Below are 11,089 nucleotides of genomic sequence, written 5' to 3'. Positions count from 1 at the left end.
CCCCCCCCCCCCCCCCCCCCCCGGGGGCCCGCTTGTGGGGGGGGGGGCCCCCCCGGGGGGCCGCCACGCCTACTTGCCGTCGCTTTCCGCGTCGGCCTCGAACAGATGCATCAGGTCGTTGCGTGCGTCGCGCGAGGTCTGGATCACCGCCGCCTCGTCGTCGTACACCAGGTACTGGTCGCGCAGCAGCTGCTCATCGTGCTCGCGGAAGCGCTGCACGTGGCGCTCGGCCACGTCCGGTGCCACGCCCAACGCGGTCAGCACGCGGCCGCTCATCTCCAGGCTGGTGCCGAACACTTCGCGGAACGGCTCGGCCGACATGTCCATCAGGCGCCACGCATGCTGGCGGTTGCGTGCACGCGCCAGCACCGTCGCGTCCGGGTACAGCCGGCGCACCATGCGCACCGCGCGCAGGTTGGTTTCCGGGTCATCCACGGTGATCACGAACACATCGATGTGCTCGCCCCCGGCCGCGCGCAGCATCTCCGGCCGGGTCGGGTCGCCGTAATACAGCTGGTTGCCGAATCGGCGCAGGTCGGCCACGGTATCCGGGTTCGCCTCCAGCGCCACGAACGGCACCTTCTGCGCGGTCAGCAGGCGCGCGATCACCTGGCCGAAGCGGCCCATGCCGGCGATCAGCACCTTGGGCCGGTTGTCCGGCGCCACCTTGTCGGCCTCGGCCGGCTCGCGCGGAGTGGCTTTCTCCTGGCCGAGCAGTTTCAGCAGCGCGATCATCAACAGCGGCGTGATCGCCATCGACAGGCCGACGATCGCCACCAGCCGGTCGTGGTTGGCGTTGCCCAGCAGGTGCGCGCGCTGTGCCTCGTTGAACACCACGAAGGCGAACTCGCCGCCCAGCCACAGCACGCTGCCCAGCAGCAGCGATTGCCGCGAGCTGAGCCGGGCGACACGTCCAACCGCGTAGAGCAGGCTGAACTTGACCACCAGCAGGATGCCGACACCTGCGGCGATCAGCCACGGCTCGGCGGCGATGCGGTCCAGGTCGATGCCCATGCCCACCGCGATGAAGAACAGGCCCAGCAGCAGCCCCTTGAACGGCTCGATCTGCGCTTCCAGCTCATGCCGGAACTCCGAATCGGACAGCAGCACGCCGGCCAGGAACGCGCCGAGGCTGGGGCTGAGGCCGGCTTCCTGCATGAACCAGGCGGTGCCCAGCACCACCAGCAGGGCGGTGGCAGTGAATACTTCCGGGCTACGGGTGCGCGCAATGATGCTGAACACCTTGCGCAGCACCGGTCGTCCGCACAGGATCACCACCGCCAGCGCACCCAGCGCCACGGCCGCATCTTCCCAGCGCAGGGTCTCGTTCTTGACCCCGCCCAGCAGCGGGATGGCCGCCAGCAGCGGGATCGCGATCAGGTCCTGGAACAGCAGGATGGCAAAGCCCAACCGGCCGTGGTCGCTGTTGATCGCCTTGTGCTCGGACAGCAGCTGCAGGCCCACCGCCGTCGATGACAGCGCCAGCGCCACGCCTACCACCAGCGCGCTCTTCCACTGGAAGTGGTCGAGCAGCAGCAAGCCGCCCAGCACCAGCCCGGACAGCGCCACCTGCGCCGCACCGGCACCGAACACCGAGCGCCGCATCACCTTCAGGCGTGCCGGCGACAGTTCCAGGCCGATCACGAACAGCAGCATCACCACGCCGATCTCGGCGGCGCCGAGGATGCGGTCGGCGTCCTGCACGAAGCCGAGCCCGTCCGGGCCCAGCACCACGCCGGCCGCCAGGTAGCCCAGCACCGCGCCGAAGCCGAACTTCTTGAACACCGGCACGGCGATGACCGCTGCCAGCAGCAGCACCAGCGCCAGTTCCAGACCACCGCTATGCATGGGAATACCTGGTCATCGGGGGAGCCGCTGTGCGTCCGTTCGGGTTGGGAAAAGCGTGGCGAACACCACCGCGCCATTATGCGCGCCGGCCTGTGTACGCACGAGAACAACCTGCGGGCAGGGTGCTGCCGCGGCGGGACCGGGTTGACCTGCATGGTCCACGGGTCCAGACTGCCCGCCGCTGGCGGCGCGTCCGTCGGCACACGCATCCCGGAGTCCCCAACCCATGTCCAGCGACAGTAGAAGTCGACCTCGTTCGACGCCAGCGATGGCCACCGCCTGACATCGGGACGGTTTGCCTGCGTTGGCGTTGCGCGAGGTCGCACCCCCACAAGGCAAACTCGATGAACCAGAAGCAATTGCTGCGCCCGGTGGCCGATGCCGCCGCACTGGCCGCGCCGCTGGCGAACTTCAACACCGCCGATGCGGTGGAATTCCTCAACACGCTGGAACTGACCCGCGCCGCGGAAACGCTGGCTGCGCTGCCGTTGCCGCGTGCAGTGAAAATGCTGGAAGCGCCGGAACTGCACCGCAGCGGCGAACTGGTGGCTGCGCTGCCGCCGGCGCGCGCTGCCGCCCTGCTCGGCTTGATGGCCGACGACCGCGCCACCGACATCGTCCATGAGCTGGATGAGGAAGAACGCGCCCGGTTGATCCCGCTGCTGGGCACCGACGCCCGCCAGGCCATCCAGAAGCTGCTCAGCTACCCGCCGAACACCGCCGGCGCGCTGATGACCACCGAGTACGTGGCGGTACCCGCCAGCTGGACCGTGGCGCAGACCCTGCAGCACATCCGCCAGGTCGAGCGCACCCGTGAAACGGTGTACGCGATCTACGTGCTGGACCCGGCCAGCCAGCAGCTGCAGCAGGTGGTGACCATGCGCCGGCTGATCACCGGCCTGCCGGAGGAGTCGATCCTGGACGTGGCCCAGGTCAATCCACCGGTGACGGTGGACGCACTGATGGACCAGGAAGAAGTGGCACGGCTGATCCGTCGCCACGACCTGCTGGCGATCCCGGTGGTCGATGCGCAGCAGCAGATGCTCGGCATCGTCACCGTCGATGACGTATTGGATGCGCTGATCGAGGAATCCACCGAGGACGCGCACAAGTTCGGCGGCATGGAAGCACTGGACAAGCCGTACATGCAGATCGGCTTCTTCGAGATGCTGCGCAAGCGCGCCGGCTGGCTGAGCGTGCTGTTCCTGGGCGAGATGCTGACCGCCAGCGCGATGCAGCACTATGAGGACGAACTGGCGCGCGCGGTGGTGCTGACCCTGTTCATTCCGCTCATCATGAGTTCGGGCGGCAACTCCGGTTCACAGGCCACCTCGCTGCTGATCCGCAGCCTGGCGCTGCGCGAACTGCGCCTGCGCGACTGGTGGAAGGTGGCCCTGCGCGAAGTGCCCACCGGCATGGTGCTGGGCGCGATCCTCGGCTGCCTGGCCATCGTGCGCATCGTCATCTGGCAGCTGGGTGGCCTGCATGACTACGGCGAGCACTGGATCCTGCTGGCGATCACCATCGGCGCCGCGCTGGTCGGCATCGTCACGTTCGGCTCGCTGTCCGGATCGATGCTGCCGTTCATCCTGAAGCGGCTCGGCTTCGACCCGGCCAGTGCCTCGGCCCCGTTCGTGGCCACCCTGGTGGATGTGACTGGCCTGGTGATCTATTTCAGCATCGCCGCGATGATCCTGCGCGGCACGCTGTTGTAAACCGGGGTCGGTTAGGGGGTCGGGTCCTTCGCGCAGCGAAGGGCTCGGACCCCTGAAGCAGCGTGCTCCGGTAGTTGCCGACCTTGGTCGGCACGCAAGGGTCACGCAAGGGTCAGATCCCTTTCCTGGGGAAAGGGATCTGACCCCATCGTCATGGAATTTGGTTACCGTAGGCGCATGAGTACCTACCACCTGCAGTCCGTGTTCCGTCCGCAGTCGGTCGCGGTGATCGGCGGCAGCCCGCGTCAGCGCTCGGCCGGACGTGCGGTGATGCGCAACCTGCGCGGCACCGGCTTCCCCGGCAAGGTGGCGTGGATCAACCCGCGGCATGCCGAAATCGATGGCATCCGCACCGTGAAGCGGCTGAAGGACCTGGACTGGGTGCCGGATCTGGTGGTGATCACCGCGCCGGCGTCGATCGTGCCGCAGGTGGTGCGCACCGCTGCCGAACGCGGCGTGCAGGCGGCAATCATCCTCACCGCGCACCTGGGTGAAGGCCCGGGCTCGCTGTCGGCGCAGGTGGAGGCGGTGGCGCGCAAGCATGGCCTGCGCATCCTCGGCCCACACTGCCTGGGTGTGATTGCACCGCACGCACGGCTCAATGCCAGCATCGCCGCGCACTTCCCGCAGGCCGGTGATCTTGCGTTGATCTCCGAATCCTCGGCCATTGCCGCCGCGCTGGTGGAGTGGGGCGTGGCCCGCTCGGTCGGGTTTTCCGCGGTGGTCTCGCTGGGCGACACGATGGACGTCGACTTCGGTGACCTGCTCGACTACTTCGCCACCGACTACCGCACCCGCGCCATCCTGCTCTACGTCGAGCAGATCAAGGATGCGCGCAAGTTCATGTCGGCCGCGCGTGCCGCCGCCCGCGCCAAGCCGGTAGTGGTGGTGAAGTCCGGCCGCGCCGAGCGCGTGCAGCCGGGCAGCCGCGATACCCATGTGCAGGCCCTGGCCCGCGCCGACGACGTGTATGGCGCCGCGTTCAACCGCGCCGGCCTGCTGCGCGTGGGCGCGCTGGACGAACTGTTCACGGCCGCCGAATCGCTGGGCCGGTTGGGGACCTTCCCCGGTCGTCGCCTGGCCATTCTCAGCAATGGTGGCGGTGTCGGCCGCCTGGCCGTGGACCAGCTCATTGCACTGCGTGGCACGCTGGCCAACCTGTCCGACAGCACGGTCGAGAAACTCGACGCCGTGCTGCCGCAGGGCTGGTCGCGCAGCAACCCGGTCGACATCGTGGTCGACGCCGATGGTGACCGCTATGCCGCCGCCATCGAGGCGCTGCTGGCTGACAACGAGAATGATGCGGTGATGGTGGTCAACGTGCCGACCGCATTCACTTCATCCGCAGACGCCGCACAGGCGCTTACCCGCACGCTCGGACTGCGCCCGCGCCATCACCGCGACAAGCCGGTGTTCGCGGTGTGGCTGGGCAACGATGACCAGGCCACCGCCACGCTCAACGCGGCACGGGTGCCGACCTATCCGACCGAGGCCGAAGCGGTGCGTGGCTTCCAGCACCTGGTGCGCTACCGCGAGGCGCAGAACGCGCTGATGGAAACGCCACCCAGCCTGCCGCAGGATTTCAGTGTCGACGCGGCGGCCGCACGCGCGCTGGTCGATGCGGCGCTGGCCAACGGCCAGCAATGGCTGGACCCGTTGGCCACCCACGAACTGCTCAAGGCCTACGGCATTCCCTCCGCGCCGGTGATGCATGCTCGCGATGCGCACGAGGCGATGGACCTGGCGCAACCGCTGCTGGAACGTGGCGCCAGCGTGGCACTGAAAATCCTGTCACCCGATATTCCGCACAAGTCGGAAGTCGATGGCGTACGCCTGAACCTGACGACGCTGCCGGCGGTGCAGAGCGCGGCCAATGCGATCCTGTCACGTGCGCGCCAGCTGCGGCCGGATGCGCGCATTGACGGTCTGCTGGTGCAGCCGACCATCGTCCGCCCGAAGGCGCGCGAGTTGATCGTCGGCATTGCCGATGACGCGACGTTCGGCCCGGTGATCGTGGTCGGTCGTGGCGGTACTGCGGTCGAAGTGATCAATGACAAGGCGTTGGCGCTGCCGCCGCTGGATCTGCGCCTGGCCCATGAGCTGATCGGCCAGACCCGTGCCTCGCGTATCCTCAAGGCCTATGGCGATGTGCCTGCCGCCGACGAGCGCGCACTGGCCCTGGCGCTGGTCAAGCTGGCGCAGCTGGCCGCCGACATTCCCGAAGTGCGTACGCTGGACATCAATCCGCTGCTGGTCGACGGCAAAGGCATCCTCGCCCTCGACGCACGTGTGGCGGTGGCGCCGTCGCGCATCCTGCACAAGGGCCGTGGTCATCCGCGTTTTTCGGTGTTCCCGTACCCGAAGGAGTGGGAGCGCACCATCGAACTGTCCGATGGCGGCCGCGCCTTCGTGCGTCCGGTGCGGCCGGAGGACGACGCGCTGTTCCGTGCGTTCTTCGCCCGCGTCAGCGACGAGGACCTGCGCCTGCGTTTCTTCCAGTCGGTGAAGCACTTCAGCCACGAGTTCATCGCGCGCCTGACCCAGCTCGACTACGCACGCTCGATCGCACTGGTGGCGATCGAACCGCGCAGTGGCGAAATGCTCGGCGCGGTGCGCCTGCACGCCGATGCCGACTACCACCGCGGCGAGTACGGCATCCTGATCCGCTCGGACCTGAAGGGCCACGGCATTGGCTGGCGGCTGATGGCGATCATGATCGAGTACGCCAAGTGGCTGGGCCTGGACGTGGTCGAAGGCCAGGTGCTGCGCGAGAACAGCACCATGCTGGCGATGTGCCAGAGCCTGGGCTTCAAGACGAAGCTGGACCCGGATGACCCGACGGTGATGATGGTGACCCTGCCGGTGCAGCAGGTAGAGGTGCCGGCGGCACCGCTGTAGAGTCGAGCTCGCTCGACTGTTGCCATCGAAAGCAGTCGAGCAAGCTCGACTCTACGACCAGGCTACCGCATCGGTTCCACCACCACTGCCGTGCCGTAGCACAGCACTTCGGTCAGCCCGGTCATCACATCGGTGGCGTCGTAGCGCATGCCGATGATCGCGTTGGCGCCCAGCTGCCGCGCGTGCTTGACCATGTCGCGGTAGGTTTCCTCGCGGGCCTGTTCGCACAGCTCGGTGTAGATGGTGATGTTGCCACCGAACAGGGTCTGGATGCCGCCGAGGAAATTGCCGACGATCGAGCGCGAGCGCACGGTGATGCCGCGCACCACGCCCAGGTTGCGCACCACGCGATGGCCGGGCAACTCGAAGGCGGTGGTGACCAGTGAATCGTCGAAACGTGTCAGCGAGGTCGTCGGGTTGCCGCTGTTGTAGGGGTCTGCCATGGCCGCATCCTTGGAACGGGTAGGGTCGAGGGCTGCATCCTAGCGTGTCGTCGCGCTGCTGGGCCGGTTCTGCAACGCACAGGGCCAGCCACGGCATGTCCTTGCCACCGCACCGGCGCGACAATACCCGCATGACCGACCGTATCCCCCTGCTGCTGCTGCCTGGCCTGCTCAACGATGCCGAACTGTGGCGCGCGCAGTTGGCCGATCTGGCCGACATCGCCGATTGCACCGTAGGCGACCAGACCCGTGGCGAAACCCTCCAGGCGGTGGCCGAGGACGTGCTGGCACAGGCGCCGGAGCGCTTTGCGTTGGCCGGTTTCTCGCTGGGTGGCTTCGTCGCCCAGCAGATCCTGCGCATCGCGCCCGAGCGTGTGCTGCAGCTGGCGCTGATCGATACCTCGATCCACGCCGATTCACCGGAACGCGCCGAACAGCGCCGCAGCCAACGCGCCAGCGTGCGCCTGCCCGGCAAGTTCCATGGCTTCGGCGATGTGCTGATGCGCAGCTACATCGATGCCTCGCGGCTGGATGATTACGTGCTGGTGCAACGTGTGCGTGACATGACCGCCCGCCTGGGCGCGGACGTGTTCCTGCGCCAGAGTGCGCTGGAACGCCGTGACGGCCATGACGTGCTGGCTGGCTACCGCGATCCGCTGTTGATCATCTGCGGGGCCAACGACCGCATTACGCCACTCGCGGTCAGCGAGGAAATGCACGCCCTGGTGCCGCACTCGCAGCTGGTGGTGGTGCCGGACTGCGGGCACCTGGCCCCGATGGAGAAGCCGGACGAGGTCAGTGTGGCGATGCGCGGGTGGTTGCTGCAGGGCTAGGCCAAAGCCGCTTCTGGTGGGTGCGGACCTTGGTCCGCACGGTGTTTCAATGATCCATCAGAGGTCAGTGCCGACCAAGGGCGGCACCTACCGATTCCGATCCGCAACCGCGGTCGGGATCAATCCCAGGCGGGTGCAATCCCTTCCGGATTCGCCAGGCGATGGCCACGGTCCAGCTTGGCGATCTGCGCCATGTCTTCGTCGGTCAGGCGGATCGCTGCCGCTTCCAGGTTGCTCGACAGGTTCTCGCGCTTGGTCGACGACGGGATCACCGAGAAGCCCTGCTGCAGCGCCCAGGCCAGCGCGATCTGCGCCGGAGTGGCCTGGTGGCGGCCGGCAATGGCCTGGATCACCGGGTCCTTGATCACCTCGCCATAGGCCAGGCTCATGTAGGCGGTGACGTGGATGCCGTTGTCCTGCAGGAACTTCACCAGCAGGCGGTTCTGCAGGTAGGGATGGATCTCGATCTGGTTGGTGGCGATGGCATCGGCGCCAAGGATCTCGATGGCCTTGCGGGTTTGGGCGATGGTGAAGTTGGAGATGCCGATCGCCTTCGTCAGGCCCTGTGCCTTGGCCTCGGCCAGCGCCGGCAGGTACTCCTCCATCGGCACGTCGACCTTGTCGTTCGGCGACGGCCAGTGGATCAGCGTCAGGTCCACATGATCGGTACGCAGCTTTTCCAGACTGGTACGCAGGCTGGCCAGCAGCGCTTCGCGCTTGAACGCGGTGATCCAGACCTTGGTGGTCAGGTAGATCTCTTCGCGCGGCACGCCGGAATCGGCGATGGCCTGGCCGACCTCGGCTTCATTGCCGTAGATCTGCGCGGTATCGATGGCGCGGTAGCCGACATCCAGCGCATTGCGCACCGAGTCGATCACGGTCTGGTCTTTCAGGCGGAAGGTGCCGAGACCGAAGGCGGGGACAGTCATGGGGAGCTCCAGCAGAGGGGAGGGATGCGAATATCCAGCAAAGGGTAGGCCAGTGGCCGCATGCGTGCCGGCAACGGTGCATTGCACCACCGTACCGGCAGGGCATGACCTATCTCAATGCGTGGCCACGGCGATGCCATCGGCGCGGTCATCGATGCCGTCGCGGCGGTCCAGGCGGCCGCTGAGCACGGTCAATGCATACGCACCCACCACCACCAGCGCGCCCAGCCACGGCGTGTGCATCAGGCCGATGTTCTCCACCACCAGGCCGCCGAGCGAGGCGCCCAGCGCGATGCCGATGTTGAAGGCGGCGATGTTCAGCCCCGATGCGACGTCGGTGGCCTGCGGCGCATAGCGCTGAGCCTGCTTGACCACATACACCTGCAGGCCGGGCACGTTGCCGAACGCCACCGCACCCAGTGCCAGTACCGTCAGCAGCATCAGCCAGGTGTTGTAGGCGGTGAAGGTGAGCACGAACAGCACGACGGCCAACAGGGCGAAGATGCGCTTCAGTGCGGGCACCGGGCCCATGCGGTCGGCCATGCGCCCGCCCCACAGGTTGCCGATCGCCACCGACACGCCGTACACCAGCAGCACCAGGCTGACTGCGTTTGCCGAGAAACCAGTGACGTCCTGCAGGATCGGCGCCAGATAGGTGAAGGCCAGGAAGGTGCCGCCGTAGCCCAGCGCGGTCATCGCATAGACCAGCAGCAGGCGGGGTTGGGCGAGTACGGCCAGCTGCTGGCGGAAGCTGGCCGGCGCACTCTGCGGCACGCTGCGCGGCACGAACAGCAGCGCGCCGAGCAGGGCGATCACGCCCAGCGCGGCCACCGCCAGGAAGGTGGCGCGCCAGCCCAGGTGCTGGCCGATGAAGGTGCCCAGCGGCACACCGGTCACCAGCGCCACGGTGAGGCCGGTGAACATGATGGCGATCGCGCTGGCGGCCTTCTCCTTCGGCACCACCGCGGTGGCGATGATCGAACCGATCGAGAAGAACACACCGTGGGCGAGGCCGGTGAGGATTCGGGCGACGATCAGCGAGGTGTAGCCCGGCGCCAGGAAGGCGATGACGTTGCCCAGGGTGAACAGCACCATCAGCGCCACCAGCAGCGACTTGCGCGGTACGCGGCCGGTGAGCGCGGTCAGCACCGGCGCACCGATGGCCACGCCGAGGGCATACAGAGAGACCAGCAGGCCGGCCGAGGGCAGGCTGACCTGCAGGTCGGCGGCAATGGTGGGAATCAGGCCGACGATGACGAACTCGGTGGTGCCGATGGCGAAGGCACCGAGGGTCAGCGCCAGCAGGGCGAGGGGAATGCCACGGATCATGGCCGGCTCCGGAGGGAAGGAAGGCGCGCAGTGTGCGCGGCGCACCTTTGCCGAAAAACCGGTCTTCACGCCAATCACTATTGCCGCCCAGTCAATAATGGAGGCATGAAGACCACTCTCGATGAAATGCAGGCCTTCCTCGCGGTGATCGACAGCGGGTCGATCAGTACTGCCGCCGAACAGCTGGGGCAGACGCCGTCGGGCGTGAGCCGGGCGCTGGGGCGGCTGGAAGACAAGCTCGGCACCACCCTGTTGACCCGTACCACCCGCCGCCTGCACCTGACGGCAGAGGGCGAGGCCTACCTGCGCCATGCACGGGCGATCATCGATGCGGTGGAGTCCGCCGAGGAACAGATGGCCGCCCGCCGCGAGCGCCCGGCCGGGCGCCTGCGCGTGGACGCGGCGATGCCGTTCGTGCTGCACGTGATCGCGCCGCTGGTGGCCGGGTACCGCGCGCGCTACCCGGAGGTGCAGCTGGAGTTGAACAGCTCCGAGCGCTACATCGACCTGCTGGAACGGCGCACCGACTTGGCGATCCGGATCGGGCCGCTGGCCGACTCCACCCTGCATGCGCGGCCGTTGGGTCGCTGCCAGCTGCGGCTGGTGGCCAGTCCGGCCTACTTGGCGGCACACGGCGAACCGGCCAGCGTCGCCGCGCTGGGCCAGCACACCCTGCTCAGCTTCAACGAACCGGAATCGTTGAATCACTGGCCGCTGCCGGGCGATGCCGATGGCCTGCTGCGGGTGCGTCCGGATATCGCGGTGTCCAGCGGCGAAACACTACGCCGACTGGCGGTGGAAGGCGTGGGCATCACCTGCCTGTCCGACTTCGTGACCGACCGCGACCGCGCCGCCGGCACTCTGGTGCCGGTGCTGGCGACGCAGACGCTGGATGTGTACCAGCCGATCCACGCGGTGTATTACCGCAACACGGCGGTGTCGGCGCGGATCAGCTCGTTCCTGGATTACCTGGGTGAAGCGATGGCGCGGAGCGATTACCTGCGCTGAGGTCGTGGTGGGGGTACCGGCCAGCGGCCGGCCCTACCGCAGGTTACGGTGGGTGCGGGCCGGTGGGGCGCCCCGGCCCGGCCCGA

The 11,089-nt window shown here is 67.7% G+C and carries 8 protein-coding genes; 4 read left to right on the top strand and 4 right to left on the bottom strand.

Translation table 11 applies throughout. From position 1 onward, the window contains the following. Positions 1–69 precede the first annotated feature (69 nt). On the bottom strand, positions 70–1,848 hold the full coding sequence (locus tag O0K41_RS21120) for a monovalent cation:proton antiporter-2 (CPA2) family protein (protein WP_005411591.1): 1,779 nt from the start codon (positions 1,846–1,848) through the stop codon (positions 70–72). 344 nt (positions 1,849–2,192) lie between these two features. On the opposite strand from O0K41_RS21120, the gene mgtE reads away from it, so the two are divergent. Further along, on the top strand, positions 2,193–3,563 hold the full coding sequence (gene mgtE, locus O0K41_RS21115; protein ID WP_164221854.1) for a magnesium transporter: 1,371 nt from the start codon (positions 2,193–2,195) through the stop codon (positions 3,561–3,563). Between the two features lie 177 nt (positions 3,564–3,740). Continuing rightward, a complete protein-coding gene (locus O0K41_RS21110; protein WP_049448246.1) occupies positions 3,741–6,461 on the top strand; it encodes a bifunctional acetate--CoA ligase family protein/GNAT family N-acetyltransferase in 2,721 nt (906 codons plus the stop codon). A 62-nt stretch (positions 6,462–6,523) separates the two neighbouring features. On the opposite strand, the gene O0K41_RS21105 is transcribed toward O0K41_RS21110, so the two are convergent. Next, complete coding sequence (locus O0K41_RS21105; RefSeq protein ID WP_033833807.1) at positions 6,524–6,904, bottom strand: YbjQ family protein; 381 nt, start codon at positions 6,902–6,904, stop codon at positions 6,524–6,526. A 131-nt stretch (positions 6,905–7,035) separates the two neighbouring features. On the opposite strand from O0K41_RS21105, the gene O0K41_RS21100 reads away from it, so the two are divergent. Then, on the top strand, positions 7,036–7,737 hold the full coding sequence (locus tag O0K41_RS21100) for an alpha/beta hydrolase (RefSeq protein ID WP_088435770.1): 702 nt from the start codon (positions 7,036–7,038) through the stop codon (positions 7,735–7,737). A 119-nt stretch (positions 7,738–7,856) separates the two neighbouring features. Here the strand turns inward: O0K41_RS21100 and dkgB are convergent, their stop codons facing one another. Both dkgB and O0K41_RS21090 read right to left on the bottom strand, forming a co-directional pair. Continuing rightward, positions 7,857–8,666, bottom strand: coding sequence for a 2,5-didehydrogluconate reductase DkgB (gene dkgB / locus O0K41_RS21095; protein ID WP_012481584.1), 810 nt, complete (start codon positions 8,664–8,666; stop codon positions 7,857–7,859). Between the two features lie 114 nt (positions 8,667–8,780). After that, positions 8,781–9,995, bottom strand: a complete 1,215-nt coding sequence (locus tag O0K41_RS21090; RefSeq protein ID WP_005411585.1) for an MFS transporter — start codon at positions 9,993–9,995, stop codon at positions 8,781–8,783. Between the two features lie 105 nt (positions 9,996–10,100). Here O0K41_RS21090 and O0K41_RS21085 point away from each other — a divergent pair, with 105 nt between their 5' ends. After that, complete coding sequence (locus tag O0K41_RS21085; protein ID WP_164221856.1) at positions 10,101–11,003, top strand: LysR family transcriptional regulator; 903 nt, start codon at positions 10,101–10,103, stop codon at positions 11,001–11,003. Positions 11,004–11,089: the final 86 nt, after the last annotated feature.

The organism is Stenotrophomonas sp. Sm2128, assembly GCF_030985535.1.
GTDB classification, from domain to species: Bacteria; Pseudomonadota; Gammaproteobacteria; order Xanthomonadales; family Xanthomonadaceae; genus Stenotrophomonas; species Stenotrophomonas maltophilia.
Note: the sequence above shows the minus strand (reverse complement) of the source record. Positions and strands in the feature narration are given on the sequence as shown.

Excerpts from the sequence above, each read along its gene's own strand:
- O0K41_RS21120 (WP_005411591.1), bottom strand. The coding sequence starts at position 1,848 with ATGCATAGCGGTGGTCTGGAACTGGCGCTGGTGCTGCTGCTGGCAGCG.
- mgtE (WP_164221854.1), top strand. The coding sequence starts at position 2,193 with ATGAACCAGAAGCAATTGCTGCGCCCGGTGGCCGATGCCGCCGCACTG.
- O0K41_RS21110 (WP_049448246.1), top strand. The coding sequence starts at position 3,741 with ATGAGTACCTACCACCTGCAGTCCGTGTTCCGTCCGCAGTCGGTCGCG.
- O0K41_RS21105 (WP_033833807.1), bottom strand. The coding sequence starts at position 6,904 with ATGGCAGACCCCTACAACAGCGGCAACCCGACGACCTCGCTGACACGT.
- O0K41_RS21100 (WP_088435770.1), top strand. The coding sequence starts at position 7,036 with ATGACCGACCGTATCCCCCTGCTGCTGCTGCCTGGCCTGCTCAACGAT.
- dkgB (WP_012481584.1), bottom strand. The coding sequence starts at position 8,666 with ATGACTGTCCCCGCCTTCGGTCTCGGCACCTTCCGCCTGAAAGACCAG.
- O0K41_RS21090 (WP_005411585.1), bottom strand. The coding sequence starts at position 9,995 with ATGATCCGTGGCATTCCCCTCGCCCTGCTGGCGCTGACCCTCGGTGCC.
- O0K41_RS21085 (WP_164221856.1), top strand. The coding sequence starts at position 10,101 with ATGAAGACCACTCTCGATGAAATGCAGGCCTTCCTCGCGGTGATCGAC.